This is a genomic window from Clostridium sp. AM28-20LB (genome assembly GCF_003480665.1).
Lineage (GTDB): Bacteria > Bacillota > Clostridia > Lachnospirales > Lachnospiraceae > Otoolea > Otoolea fessa.
In genome coordinates, this window is record NZ_QUJN01000001.1 from 358,601 (window position 1) to 377,691 (window position 19,091).

The 19,091-nt window shown below is 50.3% G+C and carries 16 protein-coding genes; all 16 read left to right on the plus strand.

Annotation, left to right across the window (positions count from 1 at the left end):
- Window positions 1–69: 69 nt before the first annotated feature.
- The 16 genes from der (at window position 70) to DW739_RS01695 (ending at window position 19,089) form a co-directional block, all read left to right on the plus strand.
- Complete coding sequence (gene der / locus DW739_RS01620) at window positions 70–1,401, plus strand: ribosome biogenesis GTPase Der (protein ID WP_118293679.1); 1,332 nt, start codon at window positions 70–72, stop codon at window positions 1,399–1,401.
- Window positions 1,401–2,033 carry a glycerol-3-phosphate 1-O-acyltransferase PlsY gene (plsY, locus tag DW739_RS01625; RefSeq protein WP_022359710.1) on the plus strand — a complete coding sequence of 211 codons (633 nt, stop codon included), beginning with the start codon at window positions 1,401–1,403 and terminating at the stop codon, window positions 2,031–2,033. Before der ends, plsY begins: the two co-directional genes overlap by 1 nt.
- A gap of 258 nt (window positions 2,034–2,291) precedes the next feature.
- On the plus strand, window positions 2,292–3,302 hold the full coding sequence (locus tag DW739_RS01630) for an NAD(P)H-dependent glycerol-3-phosphate dehydrogenase (RefSeq protein WP_118742521.1): 1,011 nt from the start codon (window positions 2,292–2,294) through the stop codon (window positions 3,300–3,302).
- 322 nt (window positions 3,303–3,624) lie between these two features.
- A complete protein-coding gene (locus tag DW739_RS01635) occupies window positions 3,625–4,818 on the plus strand; it encodes an ABC transporter substrate-binding protein (RefSeq protein WP_118628861.1) in 1,194 nt (397 codons plus the stop codon).
- Window positions 4,819–5,108: 290 nt separating this feature from the next.
- Window positions 5,109–5,990 (plus strand): branched-chain amino acid ABC transporter permease, encoded by an 882-nt coding sequence (locus tag DW739_RS01640; protein ID WP_022359707.1) that lies wholly within the window; start codon window positions 5,109–5,111, stop codon window positions 5,988–5,990.
- 112 nt (window positions 5,991–6,102) lie between these two features.
- The gene (locus DW739_RS01645) at window positions 6,103–7,167 is read left to right on the plus strand and encodes a branched-chain amino acid ABC transporter permease (protein WP_118293682.1); all 1,065 of its coding nucleotides are present in this window, start codon (window positions 6,103–6,105) and stop codon (window positions 7,165–7,167) included.
- Between the two features lie 3 nt (window positions 7,168–7,170).
- Window positions 7,171–7,929 (plus strand): ABC transporter ATP-binding protein, encoded by a 759-nt coding sequence (locus DW739_RS01650; RefSeq protein WP_022359705.1) that lies wholly within the window; start codon window positions 7,171–7,173, stop codon window positions 7,927–7,929.
- 13 nt (window positions 7,930–7,942) lie between these two features.
- A complete protein-coding gene (locus DW739_RS01655; protein WP_118742522.1) occupies window positions 7,943–8,653 on the plus strand; it encodes an ABC transporter ATP-binding protein in 711 nt (236 codons plus the stop codon).
- Window positions 8,654–8,747: 94 nt separating this feature from the next.
- Window positions 8,748–10,223, plus strand: coding sequence for a stage IV sporulation protein A (gene spoIVA / locus DW739_RS01660; RefSeq protein ID WP_118742523.1), 1,476 nt, complete (start codon window positions 8,748–8,750; stop codon window positions 10,221–10,223).
- A 208-nt stretch (window positions 10,224–10,431) separates the two neighbouring features.
- A complete protein-coding gene (locus DW739_RS01665; protein ID WP_118742524.1) occupies window positions 10,432–12,039 on the plus strand; it encodes an MBL fold metallo-hydrolase in 1,608 nt (535 codons plus the stop codon).
- A 33-nt stretch (window positions 12,040–12,072) separates the two neighbouring features.
- Entirely contained in the window at window positions 12,073–12,546 is a 474-nt protein-coding gene (gene rnhA / locus DW739_RS01670) for a ribonuclease HI (protein WP_022359619.1), read from the plus strand.
- A gap of 252 nt (window positions 12,547–12,798) precedes the next feature.
- On the plus strand, window positions 12,799–13,641 hold the full coding sequence (locus DW739_RS01675; protein WP_118472309.1) for a lysozyme inhibitor LprI family protein: 843 nt from the start codon (window positions 12,799–12,801) through the stop codon (window positions 13,639–13,641).
- A 214-nt stretch (window positions 13,642–13,855) separates the two neighbouring features.
- The gene (alaS, locus tag DW739_RS01680) at window positions 13,856–16,465 is read left to right on the plus strand and encodes an alanine--tRNA ligase (RefSeq protein ID WP_227589512.1); all 2,610 of its coding nucleotides are present in this window, start codon (window positions 13,856–13,858) and stop codon (window positions 16,463–16,465) included.
- 137 nt (window positions 16,466–16,602) lie between these two features.
- Window positions 16,603–16,779 carry a 30S ribosomal protein S21 gene (gene rpsU, locus DW739_RS01685; protein ID WP_003504099.1) on the plus strand — a complete coding sequence of 59 codons (177 nt, stop codon included), beginning with the start codon at window positions 16,603–16,605 and terminating at the stop codon, window positions 16,777–16,779.
- A 97-nt stretch (window positions 16,780–16,876) separates the two neighbouring features.
- On the plus strand, window positions 16,877–18,754 hold the full coding sequence (locus DW739_RS01690; RefSeq protein ID WP_118742525.1) for a DUF6020 family protein: 1,878 nt from the start codon (window positions 16,877–16,879) through the stop codon (window positions 18,752–18,754).
- A 62-nt stretch (window positions 18,755–18,816) separates the two neighbouring features.
- A complete protein-coding gene (locus DW739_RS01695; protein WP_118293687.1) occupies window positions 18,817–19,089 on the plus strand; it encodes a YabP/YqfC family sporulation protein in 273 nt (90 codons plus the stop codon).
- Window positions 19,090–19,091 lie beyond the last annotated feature (2 nt).

The following is a 19,091-nucleotide window of genomic DNA, read 5'->3' on the forward strand; positions in this document are numbered from 1 at the left end:
GACAATAAAAATAGCAGCTGTGGATTTACAAACCAGCTGCGGAGCATGAAAATAAATGGAGGCATAAATATGAAAAAGAAACCGGTGGTGGCGGTCGTTGGACGTCCAAACGTGGGAAAATCCACCCTTTTCAACGTCCTTGCGGGCGATATGATTTCGATTGTAAAAGATACTCCAGGTGTAACGCGTGACCGTATTTACGCGGACTGTACCTGGTTAGACCATTCTTTTACCCTGATCGATACTGGCGGTATTGAGCCGGATACGAAGGATATTATCCTGTCCCAGATGCGTGAGCAGGCGGAGATCGCGATCGCGACGGCGGATGTGATCCTGTTTATCGTAGATGTGCGTCAGGGCATGACCGATTCGGATTCCAAGGTGGCGGATATGCTGCGTAAATCGAGAAAACCGGTTGTTCTGGCGGTCAATAAAGTAGACAATCCGGCGAAATTTGGCAATGACGTCTATGAGTTCTACAACCTCGGTATCGGTGATCCGGTAGCGATCTCGGCAGCCTCCCGTCTGGGACTGGGCGATCTGCTGGATGCAGTCGTGGCACATTTCCCGGAGGGAAGCGGCGACGAGGAAGAGGATGACCGCCCGAGAGTGGCGATTGTCGGAAAACCAAACGTAGGTAAATCTTCTATTATAAATAAGCTTCTGGGCGAGAACCGCGTCATCGTATCGGATATCGCCGGTACGACCCGCGATGCAGTCGATACAGAGATTGTCCGCAACGGTACCGAATATGTCTTTATCGATACGGCAGGTCTGCGCCGCAAGAGCAAGATCAAGGAGGAGCTGGAGCGCTACAGCATCATCCGTACCGTAACGGCGGTTGAGAGGGCTGATGTGGTTCTGATGGTCATCGATGCGAAAGAGGGAGTAACCGAGCAGGATGCAAAGATTGCCGGTATCGCACATGAGCGTGGAAAAGGTATTATCATCGTGGTAAATAAATGGGATGCGATCGATAAGACCGATAAGACTATTTATGAGTACACCAATAAGATTAAGACCGTTCTGTCCTTTATTCCGTATGCGGAGTTCGTGTTCGTATCCGCACTGACCGGACAGCGTATGAATAAGCTGTTTGAGATGATCGACATGGTGCGCGAAAATCAGACACTGCGTATTGCAACCGGCGTTCTCAATGAGATCCTGGCAGAGGCAGTGGCACTGCAGCAGCCGCCGTCTGACAAGGGCAAGCGTTTAAAGCTCTACTATATGACACAGGTAGCGGTCAAACCGCCGACATTCGTTGTGTTTGTCAATGATAAGGAACTGATGCATTTCTCATATACACGGTATCTCGAGAACAAGATCCGTGACGCATTCGGATTCAAGGGAACTTCCTTAAAATTCCTGATCCGCGAGAGAAAGGGGAAGGATCAATAATGGAACGTCTCATCTGTATTGTGATTGGCTATATCTTTGGTCTGATCCAGTCCGGCTATCTGTATGGAAAGGCAAATCATATGGATATCCGCCAGTACGGCAGCGGAAATGCCGGTTCTACGAACGTCCTGCGTGTGATGGGAAAGAAAGCGGGCGCGATCGTATTTTTAGGGGACTTTTTCAAGGCGGTGTTTGCAATGGCAGTCTGCCGTCTGCTGTTTAAGGGAAATGCGGACGTGGATCTTCTTGCATTGTATGCGGGTCTGGGAGTCACACTCGGTCACAATTTCCCGTTTTACCTGAAATTCAAGGGCGGCAAGGGAATTGCCTGCATGGCGGGCATCATGACAGCGATGGATCTGCGGATTACGCTGACCTGTTTCGTGATTTTCTCCGTGACGGTGTTCCTGACCCGCTATGTATCGCTTGGTTCGATTCTTGTGTCGATCACCTTTTTTGCAGAGCTTGTGATCTTTGAGAGCATGGGTTCCTACCGGGTAAGCACGCCGAACCGCATCCAGTTCTATGCACTGGGCGCGATTCTGATGTGTATGGCGATCTGGCGCCATCGGAGCAATATTGGGCGTCTGTTGTCCGGCACAGAAAACAAACTGGGCGCGAAGAAATCATGAGAGAAGTTTAACAACACTTTACATAGTTGCCATAAGGTAATTGTTCACAGGTAGGCACTTTTGGAACCGAAAGTGCCGTAAGAAAACGTGGTGGCAGCAGGAATTTGCCGTATTTAAATGCGAAGCCACGGCAAATTCCGTTACTGGGCACGTATGCGTGAACGGTAACGTCATAAGTAATGGGAGTGTATAAAAATTTCCAAATAACATTGACCTGTAGAGAGAAGAAGAGAGAAAAGCAGGTCGGGAGGTATCAGGATGGCAGCAGTAGGAATTATCGGAGCCGGAACCTGGGGCACAGCCCTGGCGGTGCTTCTGAACAATAATGGGCAGGATGTGACAATCTGGTCCGCATTTGATACAGAGATCCAGGAAATGAGCCGCACCAGACGGCACAAAAATCTGCCGGAGGTTGTACTTCCGGATCCGATCCAGATGACAGCTGATCTGCGCACCGCGATGGCGGAGAAGGATATGCTGATTATGGCGGTTCCGTCCGTCTATGTCCGCAGTACGGCGGCGAAGATGAAGGAATACCTGCGTTACGGTCAGATTGTCGTGGATGTGGCGAAGGGAATCGAGGAGCAGAGTCTTATGACGATGTCACAGGTCATCGAGGAGGAACTTCCACTGGCGGAGGTAGCCGTCCTTTCCGGACCGAGCCATGCCGAGGAGGTGAGCCGGGGATTGCCGACCACCTGTGTGGCAGCGGCGCACCGCAAAAAGACTGCTGAGTTCATGCAGAGTGTGTTTATGAGCCCGGTGTTCCGTGTTTACACCAGCCCGGATATGCTGGGCGTGGAAATTGGCGCGGCTCTTAAAAATGTCATTGCGCTGGCAGCCGGTACAGCGGATGGGCTGGGATGCGGCGATAACACGAAGGCGGCGCTGATCACCCGCGGAATTGCGGAGATTTCCCGTCTGGGTATTGCAATGGGCGGAAAACAGCAGACCTTCTACGGATTATCCGGCATCGGTGATTTGATCGTAACCTGTGCGAGCATGCACAGCCGCAACCGCCGGGCGGGGATCCTGATTGGAAAGGGATATACGATGGATGAGGCGATGAAGGAAGTGCAGATGGTTGTCGAGGGCGTTTATTCTGCGAAAGCCGGTCTTCTGCTGGCGCAGAAATACGGCTGCGATATGCCGATCGTTTCCCAGGTCAATCAGGTGCTGTTTGACGGGAAATCTCCGAAAGAGGCGCTGGCGGATCTGATGATGCGCGATCCGCGGATCGAATCGAGCGATCTTCCGTGGGAAGGATAATTCATGCGGTAGCCGTTTTTCTGAATTTGAGTGATTAAATTCGGGAAAATAGCAATGAGATCTACTATGTTTTTCTGGAAAATGCAGGTGTCCGTGTCAGGTGGACAAAAGCTTATAAAAGTGCTTGCTATAACCTGTAAGAATACTTAATATAACTACGAGATCTGGAAAAGAGAGAATTTAGCGAAAAAAAACGAAAATCCGCTAAATTCCCTCTTTTTTAAGTGGTTTTTGTATTGACAATTAGAGGGGTAAAATTTATAATTGCCTCATTCAAATAGTTGTTGTATTCCATTGCAGCATAGAATTGGAGGAGAATATTATGAAAAAAAGAGTAGTTAGTCTTGGGCTTGCAGCTATGATGGCGATGTCTATGACCGCTTGCGGCGGTTCTGGAAATGCGGGCACTTCTGAATCAGCAGCAGAAGATGCACAGGGCGCAGAGGGAGCTGACGGCGAAGTATTTAAAATCGGCGGCATCGGACCGATCACCGGCGCGGCTGGCGCTTACGGCGAGGCTGTAAAGAATGGTACTGAACTGGCAATCAATGAGATCAACGAGGCTGGCGGTATCAATGGTTACCAGGTAGCGTTCAACTTCCAGGATGATGAGAATGATCCGGAGAAGGCGATCAACGCATACAATACCTTAAAAGACTGGAACATGCAGATGCTTCTTGGTACCGTTACTTCCAAGCCGTGTATCGCAGTTGTAGCAGAGACAACAGCAGATAACCTGTTCCAGCTGACTCCGTCCGGATCTGCTGTTGAGAGTATTTCCGGCGACAACGCATTCCGCGTATGCTATTCTGACCCGGATCAGGGACGTGCATCCGCTCAGTACATCGGCGAGCACAAACTGGCAACCAAGATCGCTATCATCTACGACAGCTCCAGCGAGTACTCCGATGGTATCCGCGAGTCCTTCGTAGCAGAGGCCCCGAATCAGGGTCTGGAGGTAGTAGCCAGCGAGGCATTTACATCTGATAACAATACCGATTTCTCCGTACAGCTTGATAAAGCAAAAGAGTCCGGCGCTGATCTGGTATTCCTGCCGATCTACTATCAGGAGGCATCTGTTATCCTGAAACAGGCAAACGATAAAGATTTCCACCCGCAGTTCTTCGGCTGTGATGGTATGGACGGTATCCTGAGCGTTGATGGCTTTGATAAGTCCTTAGCAGAAGGTCTGATGCTTCTGACTCCGTTCTCCGTAGACGAGGAGTCCAGCCAGGACTTCGTAACTGCTTACCGTGATGCTTACGGCATCGACCCGCTTCAGTTCGCAGCAGATGCTTACGACGGCGTATATGCAATTAAGGCAGCTGCAGAGAAGGCAGAGATCACACCGGATATGAGCACTTCCGATATCTGCGATGCACTGAAAACAGCTATGACTGAGATCCAGATCGATGGTCTGACCGGTACAGAGATGCACTGGACGGCAGAAGGCGAGCCGCAGAAAGCGCCGAAAGCTGTAGAGATCAAAGACGGCAAATATGAGATGATGCAGTAATTAAAAATTTAAAAACTGCAGAACCGTTGCGGCTATATGTATGTAGCTCTGATGGGACTGTTACTGGATGTCCGGCGGCACAGATGGCTGCCGGGCATTTAGTAGCAGCTTTCTTTTTAAAACGGTTCACTGCACATGCTTGCCTGCGACGGCGACTGGGTGTTTGCTTTCTGCGGACTGCGAGACGGTCATGTTTGTTCTGCTAAATTCGGTCACAGGTAAACATGTGCAGCGAAATGCGTGTACAGGGAAATGCGAAAACGTAGAAACAAAGAGGTAGGTGTATACATATGAGTTTTCTTTCTTATTTAATCAATGGCATCAGTCTGGGAAGTGTCTATGCGATCATTGCACTGGGCTACACCATGGTTTATGGCATCGCGCGTATGCTGAACTTCGCACACGGCGATATCATCATGGTAGGCGGTTTCACAGTGTTTACGATTGTCACAACGATGGGCGGTTCTCCGGTTGTGGGTATTCTGGCTTCGGTGGTTGTGTGTACAGTGCTGGGCGTTACGATCGAGCGAGTTGCATACAGACCGTTGCGTGACGCGTCCCCGCTGGCAGTTCTGATCACCGCGATCGGTGTCAGTTATCTGCTCCAGAACGTGGCGCTTCTGATTTTTGGTTCCAATGCGAGACAGTTTACATCAGTTATTACTGTACCGGCATTAAAACTGGCTGGCGGCAAGCTTTCGATCTCCAGTGTCACGATCGTGACGATTTTAAGCTGTATCGTGATTATGGCTGCCCTGATGACATTTATCAACAAGACGAAAATGGGGCAGGCGATGCTGGCGGTTTCTGAGGATCGCGGTGCGGCAACCTTGATGGGTATCAATGTAAACCGCACGATCTCCGTAACCTTTGCGATTGGTTCCGCCCTGGCGGCAGTAGCAGGCGTGCTGCTCTGCTCGGCGTACCCGTCCCTGTCTCCGTACACCGGTTCCATGCCGGGTATCAAGGCATTCGTGGCAGCGGTATTTGGCGGTATCGGTTCGATCCCGGGCGCATTTATCGGCGGTATCCTGCTTGGTATCATTGAAAACCTTGCCAAGGCGTATATTTCCTCCCAGCTTTCTGACGCGATCGTATTCTCTGTCCTGATTATCGTGCTTCTGGTCCGCCCGACCGGTATTCTCGGCAAGAAGATGACGGAGAAAGTATAATAGAGAAAATTATACGATGGTTCATGCCGGGGACTTTTGAAACGGAAAGTGCCGTGTGAAAACAAGATGGTGCATGAACTGCAATAAGCAAGAGAAAGTGCAGGTGTTTAAAATGAACGCATATAAAAATAAAATTCGGATTCAGAATGCGATCACATATGCGATTGTAATCGGCTGTTACATTCTGATTCAGATTATGATGGCAGGCGGCCATGTAAACAGTCTTTTAAAGGGTATTCTGGTTCCACTTTGTACCTATACGATTTTGGCGGTTTCCTTAAACCTCACGGTTGGTATCCTCGGCGAGCTGAGCCTGGGTCATGCCGGATTCATGTGTGCGGGTGCGTTTTCAGGTGCATTTTTTAATCATGCCATGAAAAATCTGATCGCAAGCAATCAGGTACGCTTCATTCTGGCGCTCTTTGTCGGTGCGGCGGTAGCGGCGGTATTTGGTATCCTCATCGGTATTCCGGTTCTGCGTCTGAAAGGAGACTATCTGGCGATTGTAACGCTGGCATTCGGTGAGATCGTTAAAAATATTATCAATGTTCTGTACGTCGGCATCGACGGAAACGGCATCCACGTTTCCATGAAAGATGTAGCTTCTTTAAAGCTGGCAGCGGACGGTCAGGTGATCATCAAGGGTGCACAGGGTATCACAGGTACACCGAAGACGGCGACCTTTACGATCGGCATTATCCTGGTACTCCTGACCCTGTTTATTGTATTGAATATCATCAATTCCCGGACAGGTCGTGCGATCATGGCGATCCGCGACAACCGTATTGCGGCAGAGTCTGTGGGTATCAATATCACGAAATACAAACTGATGGCATTTACCATCTCTGCTTCCTTAGCCGGTGTGGCAGGCGTGCTGTACGCACACAACCTGGCGACGCTGGCAGCGACCCCGAAAAGCTTCGGTTATAATATGTCCATTATGATCCTTGTATTTGTGGTTCTGGGCGGCATCGGAAATATCCGTGGTTCCATGATCGCGGCGGTTATCTTAACCCTGCTTCCTGAGATGCTTCGAAGCCTCAATAATTACCGTATGCTGATTTACGCGGTCGTCCTGATTGCAATGATGCTTTTGACCTCCAGCCCGAAGGCGATCGAGGTCCGCGAGCGCATCTTTTCATCATTCCGGAAAAAGAAGACAGAAGGGGAGGCGTAAATCATGGCAATGCTGGATGTAAAAAATTTAAGTATTTCTTTTGGCGGTCTGAAAGCGGTCGATGATTTCAGCATCACGATAGAAAAAGGACAGCTCTACGGCCTGATCGGACCGAACGGCGCTGGTAAAACGACTATTTTCAACCTTTTGACGGGCGTGTACAAGCCGGATGGCGGACGGATTCTGCTGGATGGAAAGGACATTACCGGTCACAAGGCAATCCAGATCAATCAGGCAGGCATCGCGAGAACCTTCCAGAATATCCGTCTGTTCAAGGAGCTGAGCGTGCTTGACAATGTAAAGGTTGGTCTTCACAACCATCATAAATATTCTACGCTGAGCGGCATTCTGCGTCTTCCGTCCTATTACAAGGTTGAGAAAGAGATGGATGAGCGAGCGATGGAGCTTTTGAAGGTGTTTGACCTCGATAAAGAGTTTGATTATAAGGCATCGAACCTCCCATACGGCAAGCAGAGAAAGCTGGAGATCGCCAGAGCGCTGGCGACCGAGCCGAAGCTTCTGCTTCTTGACGAGCCGGCAGCTGGCATGAACCCGAATGAGACGGCAGAGCTGATGAAGACGATCCGTTTCGTGCGCGATCATTTTGATATGACCGTGCTTCTCATTGAGCATGATATGAAGCTGGTCTCTGGTATCTGCGAGCGCCTGACGGTCTTAAACTTCGGTCATATGCTGGCAGAGGGACCGACCAGTGAGGTACTCAGCAATCCAGAAGTTATCAAAGCATATCTGGGAGAATAGGGGGAAGTTTCGTATGTCAATGCTGGAAGTAAAAGATTTACAGGTATATTATGGTGTGATACAGGCACTCAAGGGAATTTCCTTTGAGGTAGAACAGGGCGATGTGGTAGCGCTGATCGGTGCCAACGGAGCCGGAAAGACGACGACGCTTCACACGATCACGGGTCTGCTGCCGTCCAAAGCAGGCAATATCACATTTGAAGGAAAGGATATTACCCATGTACCGGGCTATAAGCTGGTATCAATGGGAATCGCCCACGTGCCGGAGGGGCGCCGTGTGTTCGCTTCCCTGACGGTTCTCCAGAACCTGAAAATGGGTGCGTATACGAGAAATGACAAGAAGGAAATTGAAGATACGATCGAAATGATTTACAAGCGTTTCCCGCGTCTGAAAGAGCGCAAGAACCAGCTTGCCGGAACTTTGTCCGGCGGCGAGCAGCAGATGCTTGCGATGGGACGCGCCCTCATGAGCCACCCGCGCCTGATCGTTCTCGACGAGCCGTCGATGGGTCTGTCCCCACTCTATGTTAATGAGATTTTCGATATTATCCAGGAAATCAACAAGGACGGAGTGACCGTTCTTCTGGTCGAGCAGAATGCGAAAAAAGCGCTCTCCATTTCCAATAAAGCATATGTGCTTGAGACGGGCAATATCGTTCTGAGCGGTGATGCGAAAGAACTGATGAATAATGAGAGAGTGAAGAAGGCTTATCTGAGCGAATAAAAATGTTCTGTGAGCCGGAGCTTTCCAAATGGGAATATTCATAACCCCCTTATGGTCTGAATACATTGTATCAGCAGACCAAGGGGGTATTTTTATGGATCATTTTAATGTATACAGCGATATCCAGGCGCGAACCGGCGGCGAGATCTATATTGGGGTGGTTGGTCCGGTTCGGACAGGGAAATCGACCTTTATTAAGCGCTTTATGGAACTTCTCGTCCTTCCGGGGCTGGAAGATGTCCATGCCCGCGAGCGCGCCCGGGATGAACTTCCCCAGTCTTCGGCGGGGAAAACGATCATGACAACGGAACCGAAATTTATCCCTAAAGAGGCGGCAAAGCTCTCGCTTGGGGACGGTGTGGAGGTGCGGGTCCGCCTGATCGACTGCGTCGGTTTCATGGTGGAGGGCGCTGCCGGTCATATTGAAAACGAGAAAGAACGCATGGTGCGGACGCCGTGGTATGAGGAGGAGATCCCATTTACAGCGGCAGCCGAGCTGGGAACGCGCAAGGTCATCACGGATCATTCGACGATCGGGCTTGTGGTTACGGCGGACGGCAGTTTCGGGGAGTTGAAACGGGAGAATTATGTTCCGGCGGAAGAGAAGACCGTGCAGGAACTGAAAAAACTGGGAAAGCCGTTTCTGGTGCTTTTAAACTCGCAGAAACCGTATTCGGAGGAGACGCGGGCGCTGGCAGCCCGGATGACCGAAAAATATGAGGTGCAGGTGCTCCCAGTCAACTGTGAGCAGCTGCGTGCCGAGGATATCCGGGAGATTCTGGGGCAAGTGCTTCTGGAATTCCCGGTCACGGAGATTGATTTTTCGATTCCGAAATGGCTGGAGATTCTGCCAAACAGTCATTGGCTTAAATCGGAGGTCATACAGGCAGTCCGGGGGATGATGGATCGGACGGTACATATGCGCGATGTGGCGTTGGCGCTGCCGGAGGAAACCGGGGAAGCGATCCGCCGGATCCGGATTGTATCAATGAAAATGGATGATGGCAGCGTTCAGGCGGTGGTCGAGCTGGATGACGGACATTATTATCAGATCCTCAGCGAGTATGTGGGAATGCCGATCGAGGGCGAGTACCAGCTGATGCAGACCTTGAAGCGGTTGACGTCGATGCAGAGCGAGTATGAAAAGGCATCCGTGGCGCTCACGCAGGCACGCAAGAAGGGCTATGGGGTTGTCACGCCGGAACGCGGGGAGATCGTCCTCGATGAGCCGCAGGTGGTGCGCCACGGCAATAAATATGGAGTCAAAATGAAAGCGCAGGCGCCGTCCATCAATCTCATCAAGGCGCAGATTGAGACTGAGATCGCGCCGATTGTGGGAAATGAAGAGCAGGCAGAGGATTTGATCCGATACATCCGGGAGAATGCTGGAAAAGGTGAGGAAGGCATCTGGGAAACCAATATTTTTGGAAAATCAATCGCCCAGATCGTCGATGACGGGATTCAGGCGAAGATATCCCAGCTCACTGAGGACTGCCAGGTGAAGCTGCAGGATACGCTGCAGAAAATCATCAATGACAGCAATGGGGGGATGATCTGTATTATTATATAATAGAATAGGTCTGGCTCTTGTTGGGAAAATGGTGCGTTGTCTGGAATGGGAATGTGGGACAGATAAGGTGATTTTATGAAAATTTTATCGAAACTTTATCGGGGAAATTGCAAAATTGTCAGAAATCAGTTATAATGAAGCTAATAGCAAAAACATTTTCCGCAAGGGGTATGCGGAAACATAAACGACAGAACAGGGGGCTGATTTTATGAGGCTTACATTTATCGGTGCGGATCATGAGGTTACAGGCAGCTGTCATTTCCTGGAGGCAAGCGGACTGAATATTCTGATTGACTGCGGTATGGAACAGGGGATCAACAAGTATGAAAATGCAGAACTTCCGATTCCGTATTCGGATGTGGACTATGTGCTGGTGACGCACGCCCATATTGATCATGTGGGATTGCTTCCGCTTATCTATGCGAGGGGATTCCGCGGACAGATTATGGCGACGCGCGCGACCTGCGATCTGTGTGATATCATGCTGAAAGACTGCGCCCATATCCAGGAGTCAGAAGCGGAGTGGAAAAACCGGAAGGCCATGCGTGCCGGAAAACCGGAGGTGACGCCGATTTACACGATGAACGATGCAGAAGGGGTACTGCATCACTTTGTCCCCTGCAATTACAATGAGATTATCCGTCTGAATGACAATCTGGAGATTCGGTTTGTCGATGTGGGACATCTGCTTGGTTCGGCTTCGATCGAGATCTGGATGAAGGAAGACGATTGTTCCAAGAAGATTGTATTTTCAGGTGATATCGGTAACAAAAACAAGCCGCTCATCCGCAGCCCGCAGTACATCCGTCAGGCGGATTATGTTGTCATGGAGAGCACTTACGGCGGTCGGTTCCACAAGAATACAGGCGATCACGTGGAAGAATTTGCCCGCGTGATTCAGGAGACGCTGGATAAGGGCGGCAATGTCGTGATCCCGGCATTTGCGGTCGGCAGAACGCAGGAAGTGTTGAATTACATCCGTATTATCAAGGAGAAGAACCTTGTAACCGGGCACGGCGTATTTCCGGTTTACTTAGACAGCCCGATGGCGGTGGAAGCGACCGGCGTGTTTAAGGACAATATGATGGATTGCTACAATGAGGAGACGAAGGAGCTGGTAAAAAAGGGCATCAATCCGATTTCTTTCCCGGGTCTGCATCTCTCGATCACCAGCAGCGATTCCGTTGCAATCAACTTCAACGAGGAACCGAAGGTTATCATCTCGGCAGCCGGCATGTGTGATGCGGGCCGTATCCGCCATCATCTGAAACACAACCTCTGGAGACCGGAGTGTACGATTTTGTTTGCTGGCTATCAGGCAGTCGGCACACTGGGACGCAGCATTACTGAGGGACGCGAGGAAGTGAAGCTGTTCGGTGAGTCGATCGAGGTTAAAGCACGGATCGAGAAGATCGAGGGCATCAGCGGCCATGCGGACGAGACCGGGCTTTTGGAGTGGGTTGGCAGTTTTATGGAAAAACCGTCCCAGGTCTTCGTGGTACACGGCGATGACACAGTGTGCGATGCATTTGCAGAGATGGTCAAGGAGACTTACGGCATCAATGCGATGGCTCCGTTCTCCGGCAGTTCCTACGACCTGAAAGAGGGATGCTTCGTGACTGTTACGAAGGGCATTCCGATTCAGAAACCGGCAGTGAACGAAGCAACGAAGAAAGCGGCTGGTGTATTTGCCCGCCTGCTGGCAGCCTGCGACCGCCTGCGCCGTGTTGTTATGCATAACGAGGGCGGGGCGAACAAAGATTTAGCACGTTTTGCCGACCAGATTAACTCGCTCTGCGATAAGTGGGACCGCTAAGCTTCAATAATAGACATAAAGGAGATTTCTGACTTGAAAGTAACTATATACACAGACGGCGCCGCCCGCGGCAATCCAGATGGTCCGGGCGGATTTGGAACCGTCATTCACTATGTAGATCCGGCAGGAAAACTGCACACGAAAGAGATTTCCGGCGGCTACAAACGAACTACGAACAACCGTATGGAGCTGATGGCAGCCATCGCCGGTCTCGAGGCGCTCAACCGCCCCTGCGAGATCGAACTCTATTCAGATTCCCAGTATCTCGTCAACGCTTTTAACCAGCACTGGATCGAGGGTTGGATCAAAAAGGGCTGGAAACGCGGCAAAAATGAGGAGGTTAAGAATGTAGATCTATGGAAGCGCCTGCTTGCTGCCAAGGAACCCCATCAGATTTCGTTTTTCTGGGTGAAGGGGCATAATGGGCATCCGGAGAATGAGAGATGTGACTTTTTGGCTACTTCGGCGGCGGATGGGGACGAGCTGATGGTGGATCCGGGGGTATAGCTCGTTACTGGTCACACATGTGTGACCAGTAACAGGAGTTTGCCGATGCTTCGCATTCCAAATCGGCAAAATCTGCATCCGGAACTGTATTGTACGGAATTTTCAGTTCAGAAAATTCCTACATATGAGCAGTTACTATAACAACCCTTACGATATGTTTACATCTTTCGATCATCTATTTTCAAACCGTCTTAAATGTGCTATTTTAAAATTATCAAGTGAACAGGAATAGCAAAGGCGGTTGAGAGTAATTTGAAAAATAAAGGAATGATCGCTGCCCTCGGTCTGATTCTGGTGCTGGGGATTGTGACGACGGCGGCAACGCGGCGTTATATCCGGGAGCAGGCGGGAAGTGAGAGAAGCCTGACGGTCGGACCGGAGGCGATGTATGAGGCGGAACCATTTGCGGCGGAAGCAGCGGAAAATGGTCTGGCGGAGGATGCGCCGGAGCCATCTTCTAAAAAAATGGCGCATGCGGAAAGCGTGGGGACAGAAGATAGAGCCTGTATGCAGGCGGAAGGAGATGTTTCTGTCCAGTCTTTAGGTGAACAAAAGGAAAAACGTGCAGATAATCGGGCGGCTGCTAAGGCGGCAGAGAAGCAGAGCGCGGGCGATGAGTCGGATCATTCTGTGAATACAGGGGCGGTTGTGTCCCCGGTTGAAAATGGAATTGTATCTCCTGCGCGAGGCGCGTCCTCCGGGACAGGTGCAGGCTCGGACCGGACAGCGGAAGATTACCGGAACCGGCTGGGCGAGATCGAGAATACGATTCAAAACCTGGAAAATTCGGGAAGTGCGAATACGACCGACGCGATGCGGGAGGCGGTCGCGTATGAGTACCGGCTCTGGGATGCCGAATTAAATCAGATTTATCAGGCAATCATGGCGGTGCTTCCAGACGAGGAGACAGACACGCTGCGTGGTCTGGAACGCAGATGGATCCGGGAACGTGATACGGCGGCGAAACAGGCGGCGGAGCGCTACAAGGGCGGCACGATGGAAAATGTCGAGTACACGGCGTCGCTGGCAAATTCGACGCGGGATCGGGCGTATGAGCTTTTGGATTTGTATGAATCGTATCTTCCGGCAGAGTAGTAAAAAAATTAGAAAATGGGACTTTTGCGGCATATAGAATTGCGGTAAGGGTCCCATTTTTGCACACTTTTTGTACACTTTTTGTACCGATAAACCTCTTGCGAAATGTAAATTCCTATGATAGGATATAAAGAATGAGGAAAATTTTACTTAAATAGAAGTAACTATAGGAGGAAGCAACGTGAAAAAATACGGTGTGAACGAACTTAGAAAGATGTTCTTAGACTTTTTTGAGAGCAAGGGACATCTGGCAATGAAGAGTTTCTCTCTGGTTCCGCATAATGATAACAGCCTTCTGCTTATCAACTCTGGTATGGCTCCGTTAAAGCCATATTTTACGGGTCAGGAGATTCCGCCGAGAACAAGAGTATGTACCTGTCAGAAATGTATTCGTACCGGCGATATCGAGAATATCGGTAAGACTGCCCGTCATGGTACCTTTTTTGAGATGCTTGGCAACTTCTCCTTCGGTGATTATTTCAAAGAGGAAGCGATTCACTGGTCCTGGGAATTTTTAACCGAGGTTGTCGGACTTGATCCGGATCGCCTCTATCCGTCTGTGTTCGAGAGCGATGACGAGGCATTTGATATCTGGAACAAAGAGATGGGTATTCCGGCAGAGCGTATTTTCCGCTTTGGCAGAGAGGATAACTTCTGGGAGCATGGCGCTGGTCCGTGCGGTCCGTGTTCTGAGATTTACTATGACCGCGGTGAGAAATACGGCTGCGGCAAACCGGGATGTACGGTAGGCTGCGAGTGTGACCGTTACATGGAGGTATGGAACAATGTATTCTCCCAGTTTAACAACGACGGTCACGGCAACTACACCGAGCTGGAGCACAAGAACATTGATACCGGAATGGGTCTGGAGCGTCTGGCAGTGATCGTACAGGATGTAGATTCCCTGTTTACGGTTGATACCAACAAAGCTCTGTTAGACCGTGTCTGCGAGCTGGCACATACCGAATATCAGAAAGATCATGAGACCGATATTTCGCTGCGTATTGTAGCGGATCATATCAAGTCCTGCACCTTCATGATTTCCGATGGCATTATGCCATCCAACGAGGGACGCGGATATGTTCTGCGCCGCCTTCTGCGCCGTGCAGCACGCCATGGCAAAAAACTTGGCATCGAGGGTGAGTTCTTAGCAGCTCTGTCCCGCACCGTTATCGACCTTTCCAAGGATGGTTATCCGGAACTGGAAGAGAAGAGCGCGATGATTTTCAAGGTTCTTTCTGAGGAAGAGGATAAGTTCAACAGGACCATTGATCAGGGTCTTGCGATCCTTGCTGATATGGAAGAAGATATGAACAAGAAGGGCGAGAAAGTGCTGTCCGGCGACAACGCATTCAAGCTCTATGATACGTATGGATTCCCGATCGACTTAACCCGTGAGATTCTCGAGGAGAAGAGCCTCGGTATCGATGAGGACGGCTTCAACGCAGCGATGAAACGCCAGAAAGAACAGGCGAGAGCGGCGAGAAAGACGACTAACTATATGGGCGCGGATGTTACGGTATACCAGTCCATCGATCCGGCTATTACAACTGAGTTTATCGGCTATGATCGTCTGACAGCGGAATCCGAGATTTCCGTTCTGACGACCGAGGATGAGATTGTAGAGGCACTGACTGACGGTCAGACTGGTACAATTATCACCAAGGAAACCCCGTTCTACGGAACCATGGGTGGTCAGGAGGGTGACTTCGGTCAGATTACCGCTCCGGACGGCTCTGTGTTTGAAGTAAAAGATACCATTCATTTACAGGGTGGCAAGATCGGTCATGTCGGTGTTGTAGTAAAGGGTATGTTCGAGGTGGGAGAAAAAGTAACCATGTCGGTTGACAAGGAAAACCGTGAACTGACTTCCCGCAACCATTCCGCAACTCATCTGCTTCATAAAGCGCTGCGTACCGTACTTGGTAGCCATGTAGAGCAGGCTGGTTCCCTGGTAACCCGTGACCGTCTGCGTTTCGACTTTACTCATTTCTCTGCAATGACTCCAGAGGAGATAGAGAAGGTTGAAAAGATTGTAAATGATGAGATTGCAGCATCCCTGCCGGTTGTAACCGATGTTATGTCCTTGGATGAGGCAAAGAAGACGGGCGCGATGGCACTGTTTGGCGAGAAGTACGGCGAGAAAGTCCGTGTTGTCAAGATGGGGGATTTCTCCACCGAGCTTTGCGGCGGTACGCACGTATCCAACACAGGCACAATTGCATCCTTCAAGATTCTCTCTGAGGCAGGTATTGCAGCAGGCGTCCGCCGTATCGAGGCGCTGACCTCCACCGGTTTGATGAACCACTACAAAGAGGTAGAGAATGAGTTGCATGAGGCGGCGAAACTGGCAAAGACCACTCCGGCGGCACTGAGCAGCAAGATTGAGTCCATGTTAGAGGAGATCAAGACTCTGCACGCAGAGAATGAGAAGTTAAAAAGTAAGCTGGCGAACGACTCTCTGGGCGATGTTATGAATCAGGTACAGGATGTAAACGGCGTGAAGCTGCTGGCAGTTGAGGTTAAGGATGTAGACATGAACGGTCTGCGTAATCTGGGCGATCAGCTGAAAGAGAAGCTGGGCGATGGCGTTGTCCTGATTGCATCTACTCTGGATGGCAAGGTAAGCCTGATGGCTTCTGTAACTGACGGTGCGATGAAGAAGGGTGCACATGCTGGAAACTTAATCAAAGCAATCGCAGGTCTTGTCGGCGGCGGCGGCGGTGGCCGTCCGAACATGGCACAGGCTGGCGGAAAGAATCCGTCTGGTATTGCAGCAGCCCTTGAAAAAGCGGCAGAAGTAGTAGCAGAGCAAGTGAAATAAAAAAATCATAAAAAAATGTAAAATGTTGTTGACGTATCATTTTTTTATGATATAATCTTTTTAGTGCTAAAAAAATACCCATACAGTTGTATTAATATGCACTTATTACACAACTGGAGGGAGGTTAGGTGTGAGCTATGTCAAATGTAATCGTTAAAGATAACGAGAGTCTGGACAGCGCTTTACGCAGATTCAAAAGAAACTGTGCTAAGGCTGGTATCCAGCAGGAGATTCGGAAAAGAGAGCATTACGAGAAACCGAGCGTTCGTCGTAAAAAGAAATCCGAAGCTGCTAGAAAGCGCAAATACAATTAAGTAACGCAAAAGTCCTGGTTTTCATATGAACCAGGACTTTTTTGTGCAATAGGAGAAAAAGAAGAAATGCGATGTGGCGGATGATGGAGTGAGGGGCATGAGAGAGAAGCAGGAAAATGAGAGACGGGGAAAGGGATTGAAACAATATATTGCGGATCGGCGCCTGGCAGCAGTCAGCCTTGTGCTGGGTGTTTTGATGGGGCTGATGATTCTTCTGGGAATCCGTTACAGCCGCAATGAGCTGATTTACCGGACGGCGGGACAGTTTTTGGGACAGTTGGCGGGCTGGGTGGTGTGTATGACGGTGATGGTCTGGGCGATTTGTGTGGGACTGGATGCTTTGGGGCGTGGCTGGCCTGAGATACGGGATTTTCAGTTCGGAAAATTCCTGCCTGTGAACAGTTGCCAGAAACGGACGCAAGCACGGAGGGGGAAAGACTGCGAAGACCAGGGAAGCAGCCGCGATGTGGAAAGCCAGGGACGGGAATCGAAACAGCGCGCAGCGAAAAATTCGGATTTGGGGACATGGCTGAAATGGATGTTTCTCTCCTGGTGCGTCTATCTTCCGGTTTTTCTGGCGGTTTATCCGGGCATTTATTCTTACGATGCGTCCGCGCAGCTCCTTCAGTTTTATGGAAAACTGCCGCTGACAACTCACCATCCATTAATTCACACGCTATATCTGGGACTCTGCATGAAGATTGCGGGGCGTCTGTTCCATACCTATCAGGCAGGGATGGCGCTGTATGCGCTGTCGCAGTCGTTTTTTATGAGTGCGGTCTTTTCCCTGTGTCTGTGCCGGATGAAAGCGCGGCGGGCACCGCGATGGATCTGCGTCGCTTCGTGGACGTTCTGGATTCTGAATCCGTATCTGACGGTCTTTTCCTTTGTCACGACGAAGGATGTGCTCTTTGGCGCATTTTTCCTGCTGGCATTTGATACGGCATGTTGTCTGGCGGAGGATCCGGAGCATTTTTGGCGGGGAATGTGCCAGAAGAAAGAGGATTTGGATAAAGAAAGAGAGCTGGATAAAGAGAAAAATCCGAACGGAACAGGTTCTCGGAAAGAAGTGGGAAAGTCGGGTGATTGGCTGCTCTTTTTTGTGAGTGTGTTTTTTATGTGCCTGTTCCGGAATCAGGGAATCTATGTGTTCCTGTTTTTTGTTTTGGCAGTCTGCCTGTTTTTACGAAAAAAAGTGTATCGCAGAAACTGGTTTATCGGGGCATCTCTGCTGGTGGCAGCTTTATGGTATGTTTTATCCGGTCCGATTCCAACGGCGTTCGGCGTGGGAAAGGGCGATGCGAGGGAGATGCTGTGCGTGCCAATGCAGCAGCTGGCGCGCATATATCATGAAGTCCCGGAGAAATTGGCACCGGAGGAAAAGGAATATATCGAGACGCTGATTGATCCGCAGGCGCTCAGTGAGTATGTCCGTGTCAATGCGGATCCGGTGAAAAGTGGGTTCCATACGGAAGTGATGCAGGCAGATATGGGACGTTTCGTGCGGACCTGGGCGGAAATCGGGAAGCGCCATCCGGATATCTATCTGGATTCATTTCTGATGGGAAACTGGGGGTACTGGTATATAGGAGACAATCAATACTGGATCAGCTATATTTTATACGACGGGGCGTACCTGGAAGATGATTTGAATATCCTGCATATCACGCGGAACAGCCATTTTCAGGCGCTTTCGGACTGGCTGAGGGAGGCAACGCTGACACCGGCATTCCAGTCGGTTCCGATGCTGTCGGTGCTTCTAAACCAGGCATTTCCGTTCTGGCTGATGCTGTTTGCAGCAGGATTTGCAGTCTGGAAGCGCCGGGCGTATGAGATCCTTCCGATGATGCTTCTGCTCGGCTGCTGGGGAACGCTTCTGCTGGGACCGGTGGTTTCCCTGCGGTATGCATTGCCGTTGATTTACTGTGTGCCGCGGCTGCTGGAAATGATAGTGGGTTTGACGGGAAAACGGTAAACGGCATAGTTTCTGCTTTCCTACATATATTAGATAATAACAATGAAATAGGCGGTAGGCGCTTGTTTGGCAGACAGAAAAAAGCGATCGTTTCGGCGCTCCATCTGCCGGAGGACGTCGTTCTCGGAGAGATGCTTCTGTATTTTACCGGCAGTCGGGCGGCTGTGGTGGAAAATTACAGGAGCATTCTCTTTTTTTCCGACGAAATGCTGCGGCTGACGGGAAAGAACACCCGGCTTACTATCAAGGGGAAGGGGCTTTCGATTGAGTATTATGACCGCGATAATCTGCGGGTCACGGGGCAGATTGTGTCTGTCGAATTTGGGGTGCTGTGAGG